Source organism: Colwellia sp. BRX8-7 (assembly GCF_014077275.1).
GTDB lineage: Bacteria > Pseudomonadota > Gammaproteobacteria > Enterobacterales > Alteromonadaceae > Colwellia_A.
Genome location: NZ_JACGVP010000004.1, coordinates 263,020 through 283,997, shown reverse-complemented (window position 1 = coordinate 283,997; position 20,978 = coordinate 263,020). Strand labels below are relative to the sequence as shown.

Here is a 20,978-nt window from a genome sequence, read left to right as displayed (position 1 = left end):
CTCAGTTTTGATGTCAACGTTTTATTTAATTTAATTTGAAGTTTCTTTTCGAAGATTCAAACCTTATCTATAAAACGTTAAGTTAACTACTTTACCCTAAAGTGATGTAGATAACTTATCAAAACGTTCGTTTGGGTTACCCCTTGGAACTGGAGCGCATTCTAGACATATTTTGAAAAGGATCAAGCACTATTTTCATCTTTATGTTTGTTTGCTGAAAATAAAAACAATGTGGGCAATATACTCTCTAATCGCTCAATAAACATCAGTGTTCTTATTCCTACTATATAATAATCCATTTAAAGTGGCTTATATAAGCACTAAAATAGTGCTTTTAATTAATATGCTTATTTAGTGTAGTAAACTTTTTATTTTTTGCTTAATATAAGTAAGGTGTTATTTGCATATAAATTACACTTATCTTTTTTACAACTTTGTACTTTGTACAATATTCAAGGCTGGGTAGCAGGTACATTGCAATTTAGTTTTTTAATTTAGAATTTAAAATAATAATTAGGTATTCATATATGAAGTCTCCTCAAGGGTTAACATTTATAGTCGCAGTAGTATTTGCTGTTATTGCTTACATTTTATCAACTGTTATTGGCAGCTCACCAGAAATTACTGCGATATTAGTTTTAGTAAGTACTTTTATTGCGCCACTTATAGGTTCATCAACTGCTGCAGAAAGTGCTGATGAAGAAATAAAAACGTTATATGTAGGGAATCTACCTTACCGAGCAAATGAATCATCGATCAGAGAGTTATTCTCTGAACATGGTCAAGTTCATTCTGTTCGTTTAATGAAAGATAAACATACTGGAAAGCGTCGTGGTTTTGGTTTTGTTGAAATGTCAGCTGATGCGGCTGATGCGGCTGTTTCATCGCTTAATGATACTGAATTTCAGCAGCGTACTTTGAAAGTCCGTGAAGCTAAGGAACGTCCAGAAAAAAATCTTGAAGAAGAATAACCGTTCTTCTTGGTAAGTTATCCTAAATAAACCCACGTTAGCGTGGGTTTATTTTATCTATTAAAGCTTAATGTTGTCAGACTTAACCGTATCTATTACTTTATCGAACTTTTCTTTAGCGACTTTATCGTCACCAAACTCAGCTTTAAAGACTGCATCAAGTAACTGACCAAAAGCATCATCATTCTTAGAAAATATTTTATCTGCTTGTTCTTGTAGTTGGTTAAACTGATCTAAGAAGTCAATTAAAGGCCTCAGGTCTTTTCCGACACTAGGCGCTAATTTATCATCCAACTCTGCCACTGCTGTATACGCTTGGCTAACATAACTGGTTTTTGTTTGTTGCAAGTCCATACTAAAACTAGTTATCTGTTTATTATCGAAGCCAAGTTCAACTGCTTTTTCAAAAGCTTTATTAACATCGCCATTAAAGAAATCTTTTTGTAATGAATTTACGTCTTTAATTAATGCTTCGATTGCTGCTTTTTCATCATCATCAAGTTCACCCTCTACGCTATAAGAAAAGTTGATTTCATGATACTGACTACTGGTACTACTATAATTTATCGATCCCCCTTGGCTACTCTCTTGATACTGGTAAGCTTCTTTACTGGCATATTCTTGTAATTCGCTAAATGATATTGAAACTACATCACCGTCAGTAGTAGTAATACTCAGCTCGCTACTTTTTGAATTGCTTGTGTATAATTCGCTATCAATTGCTGTAGAACTGATAATTGGCGTTAACTCTGATACCTTCTCATTTGATTTATTGGCTGAAGGAAACATTTGTTCATGGAGGTCATCAATTCCCTTGTTAATAAGCGTACGACTTTTTTCTATACCTTGGTTTAAGTCATCGTCAAGCATGGCGAGATCTTTTAAATCGCCTTTTGCTTGATCAATACCTAAATTCGCCCCAGCACGCCCCTGCTCAAACATCTCTTTCAACTTGTCCTCACTCGCTCCATTTGCTTGGGCAGCTAAGATACTCGCGCTAACAAAGTCCATAACATTACGAGCCACTGCTTCGAAATCAAAAAGGCTAGTTGATGGCTCGCTTTCAGTTAACGCTGTTTTACTGATATCACTCATCACTACATTAGTTGCTTGTGGTGCATCGGTAATCTTTTGAAAATTTGCTGAAATCTGACTAGAAATTGATTGAGATATAATTTTCATCGTAATGGCAGCACGATGGTTTAATGCCAGTGTATTAACTGACTCTGCTGGCATTTCTCGTTTAACGACTTCATTATTTGCTGGTTCACTTTTACGACTTTGCCCTAAATAATTCGGCAACCTTGTCTGATTATCAATTTTATTCATTGTTACTCTCCAGTATCTAATTAAATTTTAATTAAACACAATCAAAGATCTAAAGATCCTTAAATTTAATATGGCTATTATATCGGCATTTTTTCGTAAAACTTTAGCAAGAAGTCAATCTCTTGTAAGAAAATTATAGACAAATGACTAGACAAAGTAATCACAATCGCTAAACTCAGCGCCTCTTTAATACTCACTAGAGTTGGGTATAATATTGTTTAATTCTTTCTACGTTTAAGGCTTATATATGTTTAGTCACATTGCACCACAATTTTATGATAAACAACTTGATAACAAACAGGATGATATCGCTAAATTGTTTAGTGATTTTGACTTACCAAATTTTGATGTTTTTCGATCAGAGCCTTTAAACTATAGATTACGAGCAGAATTTAGAGTTTGGCATGACAATGATGACTTATTTTATATTATGTTTAATAGTGAAACGAAAGAAAAGTATCGCGTCGACACTTTTCCGGTTGCCAGTAAACTCATTAATCAAGCTATGAAAGCCTTGCTTGACGAAATTAAAGATAAACCGTCACTTCGTCATCGATTATTTCAAGTCGATTTTTTATCAACGCTCAGTGGCGAGCTTTTAATAAGCTTGTTGTATCACAGACAATTAGATGAAGAATGGCTAACTGAAGCGGCAACACTAAAATCAACCCTTTCAGCAATAGCCCCTGTTGATATTATTGGCCGTGCTAAAAAACAAAAATTTATCCTTGATAAAGATTATGTCACTGAGAAGTTAACTGTTGGCGATAAAACTTATATCTACGAGCAAGTAGAAAATAGTTTTACACAGCCTAATGGGCACGTTAATGAGCAAATGCTACTTTGGGCAAAGCAAGGCACACAAAATATCGGTGGTGACTTAATCGAACTCTATTGTGGTAATGGTAACTTTAGTATCGCACTCGCTGAAAACTTTGATCGGGTTTTAGGTACTGAAATATCGAAAACATCAGTAAAATCAGCACAAAATAATATCACCGCAAACCAGTTAACCAATGTTGATATAATAAGAATGTCTAGTGAAGATTTTAGTCAAGCGATGAACGGTGAGCGAGTATTTCGTCGTCTAGAAGGTTTCGATCTTAAAAGCTATAATTACGATACAGTATTAGTTGATCCACCAAGAGCTGGCCTTGACCCTGACAGCGTTGAGTTAGTCAGCCGATTTGAACGTATTGTTTATATCTCATGTAATCCTGAGACATTAAAAGAAAACTTAGTTGAACTAATAAAGACACACAATATTGAAAAATTTGCGTTATTTGATCAGTTTCCATATACCCACCATGTTGAAACAGGTGTGATACTTTCACGTAAAAAGTAACGTTTTTACTTTTTTACTCCCCTATTGCTAAATTCAGCAGCTCCCCGTGCTATAAAGCGCAGCTGCTGAATGGTACGCATTGAAATTTGTTGACGATCCTCTTTATCAACATCTAATGCATCAGAGCCAGCACTAAATACGATAGTCACCGCTGCATCGGCTTGTAAAAAAGCCACATCCGCATTCAATTTATTTGCTTGCTGTAAATAATCACATAGTTCTAAGGTGAAATAACGCACTTCTCGATTTACCGCCGCTCGAAAAGCAGCTGACGTTCCAGAACGCTCTCGTAATAATAAGCGAAATATATTACCGTTACTTTCAATAAACTCCATAAAGGTAACGACAGATATTTGAATGACAGAACCACCTTTTTCAATTCGTTGGCGAGCTTGTCGCATTAATTGACGCAAAGTTAAACCCGCTTCATCGACCAGCGTCAAACCTAGTTCGTTCATATCAGAAAAATGTCGATAAAATGATGTTGGTGCTAAGCCAGCCTCTTTAGCGACTTCCCGTAAGCTCAAACTCGAAAAGCTACGTTCACTACTTAACTGCCCAAGAGCAGCATCAATTATTTGTCGACGTGTTTTTTCTTTTTGCTGTGCCCGAATCCCGCTCATTACTTAATTAACCTATACTTTAGCCTGTTTATATCATACTGAATTTTCATCTATTTACTAGAAACTTGATCACTAACATCTACATTTAAATCCAGTATTATTGATTGAAGATAAAAAGTTTAATAAAAATTACCTTGACTGAAAAGTGATCAAAGTTAAAATAGAGTACACGTGTACACTGAAATTGTTTACTTAGTGTTCGTTTTTTTACTGATGGAATTCTTATTACATGAATAAACCTAAAATCGTTTGGCTAAATTTTAGTGTGTTTTTAATTACCTTTTTAGTTGCCGCAATTGGCGTCCCGTATCGAGCAATAACACACGGTTTTGATACCACTGAACTTGTAGTAGCACTATGCTGCTTTATCTATTGTGGTATGTCTATTACTGCTGGCTATCACCGATTATGGTCGCACAAAACCTATCAAGCACATGCTTCGCTGCGTTTCATTTTTGCACTAGGTGGTGCATTTGCCTTACAAAATAGTATATTACATTGGGCTTCTGATCATAGAGTTCATCACAAGCATGTCGATAATAATGACAAAGACCCCTATTCAGCTAAAAAAGGCTTTTGGTATTCACATATCGGTTGGATGCTTCGTGAGTATCAAGCGCATCGATATGCTAATTACGACAATACCCGTGATTTACAAAAAGACGCTATTGTAATGTGGCAGCACAGAAATTATTTGTTGCTGACAATATTAATGAACTTTGGTGTACCTATTTTATTTGGTTTATGGCACGGCGATATTATTAGTAGTTTACTTTTAGTCGGTTTCTTGCGTTTAGTGTTAAGCCATCACACTACTTTTTTCATTAATTCTTTGGCACATATCTGGGGTAAACAAACTTACACAGAAAGAAATACTGCACGAGATAATGGCTTTCTTGCTTTTTTAACTTTTGGTGAGGGCTATCATAACTATCATCATATTTTTGAAAATGATTATCGTAACGGCATTCGTTGGTGGCAGTTTGATCCAACTAAATGGTTGATTAAGGGTTGTGAGTTTTTGAAGCTTACCTCAAAACTACGGACTTATCCGGATGACAAAATTGAAAAAGCGCGCTTAGCTATGGTATTTAAACGTAGCCAGAAGAAGTTACTCTCTCATCCAAATGCGGAGCAAATGCGAGAAAAACTACAGCAAGAATATGATTTACTCATTAGTAGAATTAATGACTACTATGATGTGCGTAAAAAATTACTTGCCAGTAGGCGCGATAAATTAATCGCCGACGTTGAGAGCTCTGAATTAGCAGCGCAATACCAAGAATTTAAGCAGCACTTGGCAGACCAGCAACAACATTTTCAACGCTTATTAACCCAACTGGCATAAACCCTCTAGATTAATAAGCTTTTACATGGTCAGATGTCTAAATTCCTGCTAAAATTTTTTTATCTTAGTAGGAATTTAAGGCAAGATTTTGGCAACTCAAAATAAAGCTAAAACGAAGAAGAAAACAAATAACGATTACGATTACGATGCAATAATTATAGGTACCGGACCAGGTGGCGAAGGTACGGCTATGGAGCTATCTAAAAAAGAAAAACGTGTTGCTATTGTTGAGCGATATAAAGACGTTGGCGGTGGTTGTACGCATTGGGGAACTATTCCTTCAAAAGCTTTACGTCAAAGTGTTAGCCGACTCATTGAGTATAACGCGAGCCCACTTTTTAGAGGCCATGAAAAAGCAAAACATTTAACGTTCCCAGCTATTCTTAAACATGCCTCTTCGGTTATTCGTAAACAAGTGCAGCTACGCAGTGGCTTTTATGATCGTAACCGCGTTGAACTGATTTCGGGTGAAGCGTCTTTTATTGATGCCCATACGCTTAGAATAGTGAATAACGAGGGCGCCATTGAACAAATTACGGCAAAGCAAATTGTTATTGCTACTGGTTCACATCCCTACCGACCTAAAGATATTGATTTTAACCATCCGCGAGTCTATGACTCAGATACCATCTTATCACTTAAGCATGATCCCCGTTCTATCATTATTTATGGTGCTGGTGTTATTGGTTCCGAATACGCCTCTATATTTAGAGGTTTAGGTGTAAAGGTAGATTTAATTAATACCCGAGATAGACTGCTTTCTTTTTTAGATGCAGAAATGTCTGATTCACTCAGCTACCACTTATGGAATAATGGTGTAGTGATCCGTCATGGCGAAGCGATTGCACGAGTTGAAGCATCCGACGACTCTGTGGTTGTTCATTTAGAATCAGGTAAAAAAATGCGCGCCGACTGTTTACTCTTTGCTAATGGGCGAACAGGTAATACAGCCGACTTAAAAGTTGAAAATGCAGGATTATCAGCAGATGGACGTGGGCAACTAAAAGTCAACGATCAATATCAAACCAGTGTCGACAATATATATGCGGTAGGTGATGTCATTGGTTACCCAAGCTTAGCCAGTGCCGCTTATGATCAAGGCCGGTTAGCAGCTTCAGCGATGATAGATCACCAAAGTACAGCAAAACTTATTGCTGATATTCCTACAGGTATCTACACGATTCCAGAAATAAGCTCTGTTGGTAAAACAGAACAAGAACTGACCGCGGCAAAAATTCCGTATGAGGTTGGTCGTGCCCAGTTCAAACATTTAGCAAGAGCACAAATATCAAATAGTTTAGTCGGTTCCCTGAAGATACTTTTTCACAGCGAAACTAAAGAAATTTTAGGTATTCATTGTTTTGGTGAAAATGCGGCTGAAATCATTCATATTGGTCAAGCAATTATGCAACAAACCAATGGCGGTAATACCATTGAATACTTTGTTAATACCACGTTTAATTATCCAACGATGGCTGAGGCATTTCGTGTTGCTGCATTGAATGGTTTGAATCGTTTATTTTAACAGTGAATAAGCATGAATCGAAAAAGGTATGTTATGAATAAATTAATTTTACTGTTAATTTTTTTTATCAACATACCTTTTTTAATCGTTAATGCGACTGAAAACGCTTATGTACAAAAGGAAAGTAAAAGCTACAGCCTTTATTTAATTCGTCATGCTGAAAACAAAACTGAACAAGAAGATTCTGGATTAACACAATGCGGTACATATAGAGCAAAAGAACTTGCTCGTATTCTAGAGAATGCAGAAATAGAAAATATATACAGTACGCGCTATCAACGGACTATGGCAACGGCTACACCGCTAGCACAACAGCAACAACTTGCGATCAAAAATTATGCGCCCAATAAATTAGAGCAACTCGCCTGGCAATTGATCAAAGAACAAGAGAACACCGTAGTGTTTGGACACAGTAACACCACGGCACAATTGGCAGAATTACTAAGCCAAAGCTCAGTATCACCAATGACAGAACAAGAATATCGTGGTATCTATCAAATCATCATTTCAGGTGAAAATCGACACCTAACATTACTAATGCAACCTTCGCTCTGCAAGTAACACCGCTACATACCTTAATACAATTGGCAGAATGACTAAGCCAAAGCTTTGTATCAGTAATGACAGAACAAGAATATCGTGGTATCTATCAAATCATCATTTCAGGTAAAAATCGTCACCTAACATTAGTCATCTAACATTAGTCATCTAACATTATGGATGCAACCTTCGCTCTGTAAGTAACACCGCTACATACCTTAATACAATTGGCAGAATGACTAAGCCAAAGCTTTGTATCACTAATGACAGAACAAGAATATCGTGGTATCTGTCAAATCATCATTTCAGGTAAAAATCGTCATCTAACATTAGTCATCTAACATTAGTCATCTAACATTATTGATGCAACCTTCGCTCTGTAAGTAAAACTACTGCAGGTTCTTATTTTCAGGCGCTTTATTCGCTGCAGTAATTAATTCAATATCGGTAATTGAAAAAGGAGTTCCCCATTGCTGAATAGTCATAATACCCGTGATAGCTTTGCCTGTTACTTTGATAACAGCGCCATCTTTTTGGAATTCTTTTTCTAAATTCAGCGGTAACCAATGCTTACCTTCTTTAGAAACTAATCCAAAAAAGCCCCCTTCTAAATTCATATATTTAATTGTTGCGGTAAATGATATTTGCTCAGGTTCCGCTTTAGCAGACAAACTTTTTTTAGGCATTATTGATACCTCTGCGGCTGAAATAGCTTCGGTATTGGCTGTATCTCTGCTAGTCACTTCCTCAGCGGCTTGCTGACATGAGAATAAAAAGCTACAAGTGAAGACTAAACCGACTATTTTTTTAAACATATGACACACTCATTTGATGATTAATTTTAAGAAAAGTAAACAAAAAAGCAAACCCTAAAGTTTGCCTTAAAGTAAGCGACCAAGAGCTTAATCGTTTACTGATTAGCCTCTTTTTTAAGCGTCTTAATTTCTTCGCCAATTTTTTGTTTATTACCACAAATTGCTGGTTGTTTGTCATCACGATAGTAGCGAATGTCGATGCAGTCAACTTGATAACGACGTTCTAACTCAGTTCGTTTTATAGGTTTACCTTTGGCGTCTGCTATTTGGCGTTGCAGTGACTGGCACATTTGAATCTGTTCACTCGCGATGGTTATATCTTCGCAAGCATTTTCAGTTGTCGAACAACCCGTTATTGTCATGAGAGTAAGTGTTGAAAAAAGATAAATATATTTCATTATAATGAGTTCGCTTCATTTATTAATATTAGCATTAACACCATTATAGCCAGCTATTATTATTAACGATAGCTTTTCTTGACCAGGCTAGCAGAGAGATATTGGTTAATAAATTTAATGAATCGCATAAAAAAGCCATTACAAAAGTAATGGCTTTGATAAAAATACTACCGATTAATTAACCGATAAATCACCTGTGTTTTCAGCAATAAGCGGTTGTTTCTTTTTACGCTTAAAGATCTTTTTCATATCTTCAATAATAAGATATAAACTTGGGATCAATACCAGTGTAACTATAGTCGCAAATAATACCCCAAAGGCTAAAGATATCGCCATTGGAATTACGATTTGTGCTTGGGCACTTACCTCAAAGAAGATGATAGGCACTAAACCAATAAAGGTTGTTATTGACGTTAACATGATAGCTCTAAAACGTTTAGTGCCGGCATGTATTACCGCATCTTTTAGTTTGACGCCTGATTTCCTGGCATTATTAACATAATCAACCATGACTAAGGAGTCATTAACGACCACACCCGCAGCCGCTAATATCCCCATAACTGATAGTGCACTTAAGTCCATACCTAAAAGGAAGTGGCCAAAGACCGAACCAATAATACCAAAAGGAATAACGATCATAATCATCACTGCCTGAGAGTAAGACTTCAATGGTATAGCCAGTAATGAGAAAACAATCAACAATGAGATAATAAAGTCACGTTTTTGATTGTCCGCACCTTCCATTTCTTCTTGAATACTGCCCGACACTTCACTTTGAACTTTTGGAAATTTTCTTAATAGTTCAGGAATAAAGTTGTCTCTGATATCGTTAGCAACTTTGAATGGCTCAACTTGTTCAGCGTCAACACTTGCCCAGACGTTAATTGTCCGATTACCATTTTCACGACGAATACTAGTCACCCCTTCTTGTAAGGTAATATTAGCCAATTCCGACAAAGGTAATTCTGCACCATTTGGCGCTTTGATCATCACATCATCAACATGTCCAACAGAGCTTCGTTGCTCAAGTGGATAACGGATCATCACTTTCACTTCTTCGCTGTCACGTAAAATGCGTTGTGCTTCTAAACCATAGAAACTGTAACTCACTTGTGAAGCAATTTCGGCTAAAGTTAATCCTAAACTATAAGCAAGCGGTTTCAATTCAAACTGAACTTCTTTGGCACTTGTTTGACGACTATCATTAACATCGCCAATACCTTTTAAAGAATTAAGTTTAGTTTTTAACTCTCTTGATGCAGCGAGTAGTTGTGCATCGTCTTTACTTTCTAATCTAAAGGCAATATCACCGTCGTCTCGGCCAGAGCCAAATAAATTATCACCAATGGTAAACGATTTTACCCCAGGATAATTCGGTATAGCGGCACGCCATAAATCAGCCAGTTCGAAAGTATTCATCGGTCTTAATTCAGGTACCACTAATTTAACCATCAATTGACCACTGGTTCTGCTGCGTAAATCGACCTGCATATCAGAGATCATTGACTGACCGTATTGAGCTTCAATCTCTTTATCTATGGTATTAATTACACCTTGGATATTTAATAAGGTTTGTAAGGTTGCTTTCTCTGAGGCATCTACATTCATTTCAACATTAACACGAGGAAAGTCATGTGGGATCTTAGGTTGACCAACAAAGCGAACAAAACCACCACTAAACAAACCTGCGCTGATTAACATTAAACTAATAAAAAACATTAGTACGGCATAACGATAATCTAGAAATTTCTGTAACGCTGGCTGATAAATATTTTGAATAAAAGATTTTAAACTGTCATCAATGGCTCCTCGAAGCCTGTCTACTACTTTAGTGATCCTATCTAAAGGATATTGAATGAACCAAAAGAAGCCATACTCGTTTAATTTCTTAAGTTTTATTATATTAACCTTAGGTTTCATTTTAACCAAATGCGCCGGTAAAATGAGTTTTGACTCAATTAAAGAGAAAATTAAACACAAGATAACTACCGAGCCAATGGCTTTACCGAACGCGGCAGAAGGCCCTTCACCAAAAAGAAAAGGCAAGAAGACCGCAATCGTTGTTAATACCCCAAAGGTTGCTGGCATAGCAACACGTTGAATACCGCGAATAACATTTTCAGTACTATGGCCATGTTGTTCAATTTCGTCATGGGCACTCTCCCCCATAACGATGGCATCATCAACAACAATACCTAACACCAAAATAAAGGCGAACAAGCTAATGACATTAATAGTGACATTAATAAATTCTAATGGCATCAGGAATAAAGTACCAAGAAAACATACGGGTAAGCCCATCATTACCCAAAAAGCCAAACGGACACGTAAGAATAACGCTAACATTAGAAAGACTAATATTGCACCACTTTTCATATTGTCGATCATCATGGTCAAACGGCCTTCAAGATAGTAGGTCATATCAACCCAAGTTTCTAACTTAACGCCTGCAGGAAGAACATTCGACTTTTCATCAACATACTTATTAATGACATCGGCAACATCGGTAATACTTTGATTATCAGCTGCGCCAATAAAGATACTGACCGAGTTTTCACCATTGAATTTTGAATACTGTAGGCCTTCAGTAAAACCATCAATAATAGTCGCCATTTGGCCTAACAAGACTTTAGTACCATCGGCTAAGGTAATAATAGGTATTTGCTCGAATTCGTAACCTCGATAAGCTTGGTTCTCAACGCGTAAATTAATGTAGCCATTCTCTGCACGAATTTGTCCAGCAGACATATTGCCAGAATAACCACGTACCGCTTGAGCAACATCTCTAAAAGTTAAGCCATATTCGCGTAACTTATCTTTACTAACTTCTATTGAAATTTCGTAGTCTAAGCCGCTGTATAATTCTGCAATATTGACTAAAGGTAATTGTTGAATTTCATTATGGACTTTTCGTCCTAACTCTTTAAGCTCGCCATTAGTTAGGTCACCGTATAAGCTGATATACATAACTTCTTGGCGAAACTTTTCGCGTTCAACTTTAATACGTTCCATACCGTCAGGAAAGCTTGAAATAGAATCAATTGCTGATTTAACTTCTTCTAAAACAACTTGTGGGTCGTAATCGAGATCAACCTCAAACCAACCATTTGAAAAATTGCGGTTAGAATAAGTGATCACACGCTTTAAGCCTTGGACAGTCTCTAAAGCTTCTTCAACCTTAATGGTAATACCTTCCTCTACTTCCTGAGGGGCTGCCCCTGGGTAAGGTGCGGTATAAGAAATCCAGTTAATGTTTATTTGTGGAAACATTTGTTTGTTGATGGTGCTAATCGTAAAAAAACCACCCACTAGAATAAATATCATCAACAAATTTGCCGCGACACTATTACGGGCGAACCAAGCAATTAAGCCTTTATTGGTATCATCCATCATCTAATCCTTAGTGCTTGCGATTTGTGTTTCAAGTTCATTTTGATTAATGACTTCACTTTTACTACCTTGCAAAGCTAATTTCATGCCATCAACAGGGTAATCTAATGCTGAAACAATGAGCTGGTCACCTTCCTTCAAACCGTCAGTTACAATAACATTTGAGCCTTCTTGACGAGCGATAATGATGTCAGCATAGTGCAATTTAGAATCGGCATCTAAAATGGCAACGCGGTTATTACTAACGAGGTATCGAGGTAACAAAGCGGCCCGATTAAGGCTAATACCAAAAATTTCTGCTTTAACATAAGAGCCAAAGCGAATAGGATTGTGTTTATTTACATTTTTTTGAGACTTCAAACCATAAGGGTCTTTAACTTCAGCCACTAAATAAGTCATACGGCTTTTATTGTCTACAACACCTTCACTGCGAGCAATTTTTGCGGACCATGTAATATTTTCACCCGCAAATGTTCCAAGTAAATTAACCTGGGCATTTTCCCCTTGTGAAGCTAAAAACTGTAGTTGATCATCGGCTACGGGTAAGCGAACTTCAGCTACCCCTGTTCCTAATAATTTACCCACTTTAGTGCCAGTACCGACAAAAGAGCCTAAACCAATCATACGACTTTCAATCATTGCATCATAAGGCGCTCTAATTTCGGTACGTTCTAAGTTACGTTTGGCGCGAAGTACAGAGGCTTGTGCTGATTTAACATTAGCAAGTTCTTGTGCTAGTTGCGGTTTACGCAAGCTCAATTCAGTAGGAGAAGTATCCGTAATGCGTTTCCATTCTTGTTCAGCTACCTGCCCTTGGGCACGCTCTTTTTCTAGCGAAGCACGTGCCGAGGCAATTGTTGCTTCAGCATCAATTAATGCAGCTTGGTAATCATTAGGGTCGATACGGGCGAGCAATTGGTTTTTTGCAACAAAACCACCACGTACAAAAACATCTGCCAGTTCAACTACTTCACCACTAATTTGAGCGACAAGTTCGGTTTCATACTTAGGCTGTACGACACCATATGATTTAACCGTTAAATTCATCGGTGCAACATGAACCTCTTCAACAGCAACGATAGGGGTATTATCAACTTCCGCTTTTTCTTCTGGTGGCGATTTCATGCTTGAAAAGCCAAAAAACAATAAAATGCCAATGATTAGAATGGCAATGGGTATAATAATTTGTTTTTTACGTGTCACGGTTATGTCCTCATAAATGTGATCTGAACTAATAATTCTTTTAATTGTCTATAGGATAGCTAATTAACAGTCTATACAATCAATTAAGTTGTAAATGCTTGTTACAAGATACGCGCCGAAATAACAAATTCAGTAAACAAAAACAAAAAAACATTATTTTTCAATCAAAAACAATAAGTTAACAAACCACTATTTATTTACTGATATAAAAAAAGACTGTCTTGAAAAAACAGTCCTCGACAATATTCGTGCTTTTAACCAATATTTATACTTTTATAAAAATATTTCTTCGATATAGCCAATACAGGACTAGCCATTGTAAAAGCACCATGCCAGCATAAAGAATAAAATCTTGCCAACCTGCAGGTACAGAGTTGATTAAGCCTCCGAAAATACTTTTCGAGGTATATTGCCAATCAACAATACTCGAACCTAAATAAATAATGATTGAATTCGTACCAATTACTGCGAAAAATTTAGCCCATAGGGTGAACTCTAATACATCAATCAGCCAATAAAATAGCGTCAGTAATAAGATACTGTAACCAATAGTGACCAAAGTGAATGAACTCGTCCATAATGTTTTGTTAATTGGGAAAAAAACGCCCCATAAATAACCGAGTAATAAAATAGAGGTCCCAATAACCAAAAGACCGGTTAATAGTGTCTTGGGCGTATAAATATTTTTTATCATGTAACGACCAATGAAGACACCCGCTAGTGCATTTACAATCGATGTTATATTTGATAACAACCCTTCTGGGTCGATGGCGAGCCCCTGATAAGTTGACCCCGGTAATAAATGTTGATCAAACCAAGCGTTCAATGCTCCATTCGCTGAAAAATCACCGCCACCATATCCACCTAATGTGACTAAGCTTAGTAGTAACCAATATCCTATTAAAATAACGCCTGCAACGAACCACTGTATTTTTTCACTGACGTACCAAACTAATAATGCTGCTACAAACCACGCAATACCAATACGCCCGAGTACGCTAACATAACGGATACTATCAAATGATGTGGGAATACCGCCGCCCCAACCATGATTATATAAAATGCCAAAACTAATCAAAAGCAATAAGCGCCTGATGCCATTATATAAAATCGATTTTGCTTGTTCTGGCTCATAGCTAGATAAGGGCTTTGCTGCGATACCTAGACTGACTCCTGATAGAAAAATAAATAAGGGAAAAATTAAATCATAAATACGAAACCCATGCCAAGCACTGTGATCCATTTGCTGTGCAAGCACCGCAAGAATGGGCCAGCCTGTCGCTATAAATAATGCTGCAAACAAACCTTCAGCGCCTAAAATCCAAAACATATCGAAACCACGTAAAGCGTCAATTGACAATAGTCGTTTTTTATTTGGACTTGCTTTTACAACTGCAGAGGGATACTGACTTAACATTCTTTTACCTTATAAACTTTAGTGCAACCTTGCCACCAAAGACAGCGCTGTCATCAGTTTGTTATCATAATATTACCAGCAAAAAATAGCAATCAGACACACTTTGTTATCAAATATAGCTATTATCTGCTTGTTTTCTTTATTGCTGAGCGTAACAATAAAGTGATTACTTTATTTAAGGAATAAACATGCTTACAAAAATCAGTTCTTTTTTTCAAAACCTGGCCGATGATTTAACAGACAATAACACTAAAAAAAATTCTGATGAGGTGACTATAGAGCTAGCCTGTGCGGTATTATTGTGTGAAGTGATGCGTGCTGATGGACACTTTGACCAAAAAGAACAAGCTAAACTGGCCGTGTTACTCGTTGAACAGTTTCACTTGAATGAAGAAGAAGTTAAGCAAATTATTGACCAGGCGCTGATTCAAAGTGAACAAGCGACTGATTTTTATCGATATACATCGAAAATAAATAAACATTTTTCTATCGAACAACGAATATCAATTGTTAAGCAGTTATGGAATATGGCTTATGCCGATGGTGAGCTGGCAAGTATTGAAGAGCATGTTATTCGCAAAATTGGCGATTTACTTCAGCTACGCCACGCTGAATATATTCAAACCAAACCAAGAAAATAACATCATTCATTTTTGATATGCGTTATTATAGCCCTTAAGATTTTAATATTAATTTTCTTGGTAAATTCAAATGGCCGACATTGGTAAATATAATACCCTTTCTGTAGTTGCAGTCACCGAAAAAGGTGCTTATTTAAGTGCTGGAGAACTGGGTGAAGTATTACTACCGAACCGTTTTATTCCTGAAAACTGTAAAGTAGACGATAAACTCACTGTCTTCATTTATGTTGATTCAGCTGAACGCATTATTGCGACCACTGAAAAGCCGTTTGGCCAAGTAGATGAATTCGTTTCATTGAAAGTAAAACAGCTCAATAAAATGGGTGCATTCCTTGATTGGGGGTTACCTAAAGATTTATTAGTACCTTTTAATCAGCAGCATACACCAATGGAAGAAGGGAAATATTATCTAGTACGTATTTTTCTTGATACCACCACAGACCGAATTGCCGCTTCAAGTAAGCTCGACAAATATATTGATATTTGGCCTGCTGATTATCAAAAGTGGGACAAAGTTAAGTTAATGATTGGTGGAAAAACTGATCTGGGTTTCAAAGCGATTATCAACGATAAGCACTGGGGCTTACTTTACGACAATGAAATTTTTCAACCATTACGTGTTGGTAAAATTATTGACGGTTTTATTAAAAACATCCGTGAAGATGGTCGTATCGATTTATCACTTTCTCGTTCAGGTGAAGGGAAAGTTAATGACTTTGCCGATAAATTATTAGCGCACATTGCAGAAAATGATGGTTTTAGCCCATTACATGACAAAAGTTCGCCAGAACTTATTCAGCGTATTCTTGGTGTTAGTAAAAAAACCTTTAAAGCTACCGTTGGAAACTTATTGAAGAAAGACAAAATCACGATTGAAAAGTCAGGTCTTAGATTAAAGTAAATCGTTAAACATACTTTGTAGATGAAGCCTTGGCCTCATCTACAAAGCTATTATTCTACTGCTTAAAAACTTCCTCTAATACCAACCGTAAACCCTCGTGCCGGTAATGGTGAAACACCTTTGAGAAATGACGTATGTACTCGTGCTTCTTCATCTGTAATATTATTCACTTTTAAAAATGCCACCATATCGTCGCCAACATTATTAATAAAGTAATTAAAGTTAGCATCTAGCATAGTATAGCCGTCTGTTTCACTTTCTAATACCGCTGTATCTGATTGTTTAAAGTAATGTGTTGCACTTAGCTCTGCTGAATACTTATCGGTCATATAATTTAATTGACCACCAACGCGCATTGGCGGGATCCTAGGTAGATTATCATTGTTATTATCAGTAAGCTTTGCACGAATATAATCAGTAAATAGCGTCGCTTTAAGTGAAGGTGCTACCTGATAAAAAAACTCAGCTTCTACACCATACATCACCACATTATTTTGTTGGAATACATAAACGGGCAAACCGGCAGTTTCCTCCTCATGGTTTTCTTCAATGGCTTCATCGTGACTATCATGGCCGCTTTCTGCAAATAGCCCAGTATTCGCTTGATAATAATAATCGTCAATATGATTATAAAAAGCACTGGCAACAAAACCAAAGTCGCCTTCAAATTTTCTCCAAGTAAGATCTAGATTATAAGCTGTCTCTAACTCAACATTTTGATCAGACAGGTCTACATGTAATTCATGGTCTTCTTCATGTACCTCAAACAATGCCCCAACTTCATAAGTATTCGTGCCGATATGAGCACCATTCGAAAACAATTCACTCGCTGAAGGTGCTCGCTGAGAAAACGCAGCAGAAAATCCTAAATTATAACCCGTTGAATATTCCCATACAGCACCTAAAGACGCACTTATAGGCGTAAAGCTCTGTTTATTAAAATGCGACTCTTCTTCATGGCTGCCTAGTTCATCGCTATGTTCATCGTGTGATTCAACTTCACTATTTGCACTCAAGGTTACATGTTCGGCACGTATACCTAATTGCCATAAAACATCGTCTATGTGTTTCTCTTCAAGCCAAGCAATAGCAATTGATTCTGTGTTTGAAGGAGGCGTGAATGCTTCTTCTCCAATCGCATTAAAATCATTTTCTTTATAATGCAATGTCCATGCACCTTTCCAACCGTTAACGGCTTGATGATAAAGATCAAAGCGTGTTTCTAACATCTCATTATTAAATTGAGTACCGACTTCTCCTCCTTCAATTTCTTGATGTTGGTAATCTGTGTAAGCTGCTTTACTCATTACACGATTAATAAAACTGTCTTCAAAACTAATTTCACTCAATAGTTGATATCTGTCTTGTACTAAATCACCAAAAACAGCGCCTTCTTCACTGATTTCAGTTCCTGTTTCTTCATGTTCTTCTTCACCGTGTTCTGAATGCCCAGGAATACCGTAAGTTCTTTCCATTCGGCCATACGAAAAGCCAATATATCCTGCGTCAAACAAATAACTTGAACCCAGGGTAAAACCTGATGACTTCGAGGCACTGTTCTCTAGAATACCTTTAATTTCTTCGCCTTCATGTTCATCATGGCCTTCTTCATGTTCATCATCGTCTTCTTCTGCAGTCGCATAGCCTGGGATCTTATAATCATTAGATTCACGCCAAAACGCATCAAGATGAACGGCTAAACTTTTGTACCCTGTGTTTATATTGAGTGTTGCTTCACTTTCATCTGCAACATCATTATGCTTAAGTAAATAATCGACCTGATTATCAATATTTGTAGGTACTCGATTATCAACGACATTCACCACACCACCTATCGCACCACTGCCATAAAAAAGCGTTGACGGCCCACGAAGTACTTCTACCTGTTGGGCAGTACCAGCTTCGGCTGCAACCGCGTGGTCTGGTCCTACACGAGATGCATCCCCTACGTCTAAACCATTTTGTGTGATTAACACTCTTGGTCCATCCATACCACGAATAATAGGACTACTTGCAACTGGGCCAAAATAACTTGAATGTACACCCACTTCATTTTTCAGTGTTTCACCTAATGTAGATGCTTGCTTTAAACGCAGCTCGTCACCAGAAATAACATTTACTGGCAAGGCCGACTCAATACTCGATGAATGCAAAGGTGTCGCATAAACATCGACCACTTCCATGACCGTAGCGCTCAGTGAAATTGTCACCTCGGTAATGTCTTGATCGGTAATGGTGAAATACTCGTTGATATGACTAAAGTTTTTAGCACTAACATGAAGTTCTACTTTACCAACACCAATGTCACTAAAAGTAAATTGGCCTTTTTCGTCAGTAACTGCTTTATATTTAGTATTAACCAAAGAAACTTTAGCTTTCGCAATCCTGTTGCCATCGGCATCAAATACTACGCCTGAAAATTTTTGAGCATGGCTGGCAGCGCCGACCATTAATAATGATAAGGCACACAAAGGTGCAATTTTATTGATATAAATTGATTTCATTTTTTTTCCAATAGATAGATCTAAAGAAGATTAGCGATTAAGCTAATTTCCTAAAATTTTTATTTTTGAACTGTGTTAATTTTTATCTATTGAACAGGGGGGGGCACGTAACTGTGGTATCAAATAAAATGGCGTGTAACGATTAACTATAATTAACGTTTGCGTGGATTGTTGATAATTACTGACGTTAACCAGTTTTAAGGTGATATTATTCTTTGGCGTGTCAATGTTATGCTGACACAGTTTACACTGCTGTAATTCAACATTATCAGGTATCAATTCACCATGCGAACTATGACTAAGCGTGGCGCACAGAAATGCAGACATGATCAATAAACTTATTATTGATTGCCGACTCTGTGAAAAAAACTGTGTAAATAAAAAGTGATTACTACGCATATGTTGTTACATTATAACAATTAGAACTGTTTTTCAATCCCTGTTAATAAAAATAGCGATTGTTATTACTTTTATAATGTTTTGCCAAAATATTCCTCTTAATAGCTAGCGCAAAAAAAAAGTCATCAGCCATTTATTTCTAAATAGCGGATGACTTTCTTAAAAGTAATTTATTCAGAAATGAACTACTGAGTGCCACCAATTGTCATTTCATTGATTTTCAAAGTAGGTTGGCCAACACCTACCGGAATACTTTGTCCATCTTTTCCACAAACACCAACGCCAGCATCAAGTTTCAGGTCGTTACCGACCATGCTGACATTTTTCATCGCTTCAGGACCACTACCAATTAACGTAGCGCCTTTTATTGGCGAAGTAATTTCACCGTTTTCAATAAGGTAAGCTTCAGAGCTGGTGAAAACAAATTTTCCAGAGGTAATATCAACTTGACCACCAGCAAAATGTGGCGCGTAAATGCCTTTTTTCACTGACTTAATAATATCTTTTGGATCATGTTCACCCGCAAGCATATAAGTATTAGTCATTCTAGGCATAGGTAAATGTGCATAAGATTCACGGCGACCATTACCGGTAGGTGCTACACCCATCAGCTTAGCGTTATGCTTATCTTGCATATAACCTTTCAAAATACCTTTTTCAATCAGTACATTGTATTGTCCTGGCGTTCCTTCATCATCTATTGAAATTGAACCACGGCGATTAGGGATTGTGCCATCATCAACAATAGTGCATAAATCAGAAGTCACCTTTTGACCAATTTTACCTGAAAATGCTGACGAACCTTTACGGTTAAAATCACCTTCTAAACCATGACCAACGGCTTCATGCAATAGCACGCCCGGCCAACCTGAACCAAGTACAACAGGTAACATGCCAGCTGGAGATTCTATTGCCACCACATTGACTAAAGCTTGACGAACCGCTTCTTCGGCATAAGCTAAATAACGTGCTTTACCATTTTCAAGTTCAAAGAAATAACTATAATCAGTTCGAGCACCACCGCCAGCACTGCCACGTTCACGTTTACCATTATCTTCAACTAATACTGAGCAATTTAAGCGAACCAGTGGTCGTATATCAGTAGCAAAAGTACCATCGCTAGCAGCCACTAATATTTTTTCATAAACACCTGACAAACTAACAATAACCTGCTGAACACGCTTATCAACTGAACGAGCATGGGCTTCAATTTCATGCATTAAGGTGATTTTTTGCTCTTGCGCTAGACTGCCTAACGGATCAGTGGCTTGATAAACTGATTTCACTGTTTGATTTTTAAAAGCAAGTACTCGACCATTTTGGTCGGCATTTGCAATACCTTTAGCGGCATCAGCTGCTTTTTTTAACGCGAGAGGAGAAATATCATCAGAGTAAGCAAAACCAGTTTTTTCGCCTGATATTGCTCGCACACCAACACCACGTTCAATATTATATGAACCTTCTTTGACAATGCCATCTTCTAGCATCCATGACTCATGACAGCTCGACTGAAAGTATAAGTCGGCTAAATCAATGTTTCGTTGATATATATTGTTTAACGTTTGATCTAAAAGATCTCGGTCAATTTGGCTATCGGCTAAAAGTTCACGTTCAACACTATTCATATTT

17 protein-coding genes are annotated in these 20,978 nt (G+C 37.1%); 7 read left to right on the top strand and 10 right to left on the bottom strand.

Features of this window, described 5'->3' with window-relative positions:
* Positions 1-527: 527 nt before the first annotated feature.
* The gene (locus tag H4J57_RS06070; RefSeq protein WP_182242246.1) at positions 528-971 is read left to right on the top strand and encodes an RNA-binding protein; all 444 of its coding nucleotides are present in this window, start codon (positions 528-530) and stop codon (positions 969-971) included.
* Positions 972-1,031: 60 nt separating this feature from the next.
* On the opposite strand, the gene H4J57_RS06065 is transcribed toward H4J57_RS06070, so the two are convergent.
* Entirely contained in the window at positions 1,032-2,300 is a 1,269-nt protein-coding gene (locus H4J57_RS06065) for a DUF5610 domain-containing protein (protein WP_182242245.1), read from the bottom strand.
* A 247-nt stretch (positions 2,301-2,547) separates the two neighbouring features.
* On the opposite strand from H4J57_RS06065, the gene trmA reads away from it, so the two are divergent.
* Positions 2,548-3,645, top strand: a complete 1,098-nt coding sequence (gene trmA, locus H4J57_RS06060) for a tRNA (uridine(54)-C5)-methyltransferase TrmA (protein WP_182230488.1) — start codon at positions 2,548-2,550, stop codon at positions 3,643-3,645.
* Between the two features lie 5 nt (positions 3,646-3,650).
* Here the strand turns inward: trmA and fabR are convergent, their stop codons facing one another.
* The gene (gene fabR / locus H4J57_RS06055) at positions 3,651-4,268 is read right to left on the bottom strand and encodes an HTH-type transcriptional repressor FabR (protein ID WP_070375583.1); all 618 of its coding nucleotides are present in this window, start codon (positions 4,266-4,268) and stop codon (positions 3,651-3,653) included.
* 229 nt (positions 4,269-4,497) lie between these two features.
* Here fabR and H4J57_RS06050 point away from each other — a divergent pair, with 229 nt between their 5' ends.
* From H4J57_RS06050 to H4J57_RS06040, 3 genes are all read left to right on the top strand, one after another.
* Entirely contained in the window at positions 4,498-5,616 is a 1,119-nt protein-coding gene (locus tag H4J57_RS06050; protein ID WP_182221259.1) for a fatty acid desaturase, read from the top strand.
* Positions 5,617-5,704: 88 nt separating this feature from the next.
* Complete coding sequence (sthA, locus tag H4J57_RS06045) at positions 5,705-7,141, top strand: Si-specific NAD(P)(+) transhydrogenase (RefSeq protein ID WP_182175485.1); 1,437 nt, start codon at positions 5,705-5,707, stop codon at positions 7,139-7,141.
* Positions 7,142-7,174: 33 nt separating this feature from the next.
* On the top strand, positions 7,175-7,702 hold the full coding sequence (locus H4J57_RS06040) for a histidine phosphatase family protein (RefSeq protein ID WP_182221260.1): 528 nt from the start codon (positions 7,175-7,177) through the stop codon (positions 7,700-7,702).
* Positions 7,703-8,070: 368 nt separating this feature from the next.
* On the opposite strand, the gene H4J57_RS06035 is transcribed toward H4J57_RS06040, so the two are convergent.
* The 5 genes from H4J57_RS06035 to nagX form a co-directional block, all read right to left on the bottom strand.
* A complete protein-coding gene (locus H4J57_RS06035; RefSeq protein WP_182242244.1) occupies positions 8,071-8,496 on the bottom strand; it encodes a hypothetical protein in 426 nt (141 codons plus the stop codon).
* A gap of 95 nt (positions 8,497-8,591) precedes the next feature.
* Positions 8,592-8,894 (bottom strand): hypothetical protein, encoded by a 303-nt coding sequence (locus H4J57_RS06030; protein WP_182215516.1) that lies wholly within the window; start codon positions 8,892-8,894, stop codon positions 8,592-8,594.
* Between the two features lie 174 nt (positions 8,895-9,068).
* Positions 9,069-12,284 (bottom strand): efflux RND transporter permease subunit, encoded by a 3,216-nt coding sequence (locus tag H4J57_RS06025; RefSeq protein WP_182215518.1) that lies wholly within the window; start codon positions 12,282-12,284, stop codon positions 9,069-9,071.
* Between the two features lie 3 nt (positions 12,285-12,287).
* Positions 12,288-13,487, bottom strand: a complete 1,200-nt coding sequence (locus tag H4J57_RS06020; RefSeq protein WP_182242243.1) for an efflux RND transporter periplasmic adaptor subunit — start codon at positions 13,485-13,487, stop codon at positions 12,288-12,290.
* Between the two features lie 265 nt (positions 13,488-13,752).
* On the bottom strand, positions 13,753-14,904 hold the full coding sequence (nagX, locus tag H4J57_RS06015) for a transmembrane glucosamine N-acetyltransferase NagX (protein WP_182242242.1): 1,152 nt from the start codon (positions 14,902-14,904) through the stop codon (positions 13,753-13,755).
* Positions 14,905-15,092: 188 nt separating this feature from the next.
* On the opposite strand from nagX, the gene H4J57_RS06010 reads away from it, so the two are divergent.
* Positions 15,093-15,545 (top strand): TerB family tellurite resistance protein, encoded by a 453-nt coding sequence (locus tag H4J57_RS06010; RefSeq protein WP_182215523.1) that lies wholly within the window; start codon positions 15,093-15,095, stop codon positions 15,543-15,545.
* A gap of 70 nt (positions 15,546-15,615) precedes the next feature.
* Complete coding sequence (locus tag H4J57_RS06005) at positions 15,616-16,446, top strand: S1 RNA-binding domain-containing protein (RefSeq protein ID WP_182215524.1); 831 nt, start codon at positions 15,616-15,618, stop codon at positions 16,444-16,446.
* Positions 16,447-16,508: 62 nt separating this feature from the next.
* Here the strand turns inward: H4J57_RS06005 and H4J57_RS06000 are convergent, their stop codons facing one another.
* The 3 genes from H4J57_RS06000 to tldD all read right to left on the bottom strand — a co-directional run bounded on the left by H4J57_RS06000 (position 16,509) and on the right by tldD (position 20,974).
* The gene (locus tag H4J57_RS06000) at positions 16,509-18,950 is read right to left on the bottom strand and encodes a TonB-dependent receptor (protein ID WP_182242241.1); all 2,442 of its coding nucleotides are present in this window, start codon (positions 18,948-18,950) and stop codon (positions 16,509-16,511) included.
* Positions 18,951-19,025: 75 nt separating this feature from the next.
* On the bottom strand, positions 19,026-19,277 hold the full coding sequence (locus H4J57_RS05995; RefSeq protein ID WP_182221264.1) for a hypothetical protein: 252 nt from the start codon (positions 19,275-19,277) through the stop codon (positions 19,026-19,028).
* A gap of 257 nt (positions 19,278-19,534) precedes the next feature.
* Positions 19,535-20,974: a metalloprotease TldD gene (gene tldD, locus H4J57_RS05990; RefSeq protein ID WP_182175476.1), complete on the bottom strand. Its 1,440-nt coding sequence runs from the start codon at positions 20,972-20,974 to the stop codon at positions 19,535-19,537.
* Positions 20,975-20,978: the final 4 nt, after the last annotated feature.

What these genes read in the sequence shown, in the direction of transcription:
- H4J57_RS06070 (WP_182242246.1), top strand. Translation starts at nt 528, where the DNA reads ATGAAGTCTCCTCAAGGGTTAACATTTATAGTCGCAGTAGTATTTGCT.
- H4J57_RS06065 (WP_182242245.1), bottom strand. Translation starts at nt 2,300, where the DNA reads ATGAATAAAATTGATAATCAGACAAGGTTGCCGAATTATTTAGGGCAA.
- trmA (WP_182230488.1), top strand. Translation starts at nt 2,548, where the DNA reads ATGTTTAGTCACATTGCACCACAATTTTATGATAAACAACTTGATAAC.
- fabR (WP_070375583.1), bottom strand. Translation starts at nt 4,268, where the DNA reads ATGAGCGGGATTCGGGCACAGCAAAAAGAAAAAACACGTCGACAAATA.
- H4J57_RS06050 (WP_182221259.1), top strand. Translation starts at nt 4,498, where the DNA reads ATGAATAAACCTAAAATCGTTTGGCTAAATTTTAGTGTGTTTTTAATT.
- H4J57_RS06040 (WP_182221260.1), top strand. Translation starts at nt 7,175, where the DNA reads ATGAATAAATTAATTTTACTGTTAATTTTTTTTATCAACATACCTTTT.
- H4J57_RS06035 (WP_182242244.1), bottom strand. Translation starts at nt 8,496, where the DNA reads ATGTTTAAAAAAATAGTCGGTTTAGTCTTCACTTGTAGCTTTTTATTC.
- H4J57_RS06030 (WP_182215516.1), bottom strand. Translation starts at nt 8,894, where the DNA reads ATGAAATATATTTATCTTTTTTCAACACTTACTCTCATGACAATAACG.
- H4J57_RS06025 (WP_182215518.1), bottom strand. Translation starts at nt 12,284, where the DNA reads ATGGATGATACCAATAAAGGCTTAATTGCTTGGTTCGCCCGTAATAGT.
- nagX (WP_182242242.1), bottom strand. Translation starts at nt 14,904, where the DNA reads ATGTTAAGTCAGTATCCCTCTGCAGTTGTAAAAGCAAGTCCAAATAAA.
- H4J57_RS06010 (WP_182215523.1), top strand. Translation starts at nt 15,093, where the DNA reads ATGCTTACAAAAATCAGTTCTTTTTTTCAAAACCTGGCCGATGATTTA.
- H4J57_RS06005 (WP_182215524.1), top strand. Translation starts at nt 15,616, where the DNA reads ATGGCCGACATTGGTAAATATAATACCCTTTCTGTAGTTGCAGTCACC.
- H4J57_RS06000 (WP_182242241.1), bottom strand. Translation starts at nt 18,950, where the DNA reads ATGAAATCAATTTATATCAATAAAATTGCACCTTTGTGTGCCTTATCA.
- H4J57_RS05995 (WP_182221264.1), bottom strand. Translation starts at nt 19,277, where the DNA reads ATGTCTGCATTTCTGTGCGCCACGCTTAGTCATAGTTCGCATGGTGAA.
- tldD (WP_182175476.1), bottom strand. Translation starts at nt 20,974, where the DNA reads ATGAATAGTGTTGAACGTGAACTTTTAGCCGATAGCCAAATTGACCGA.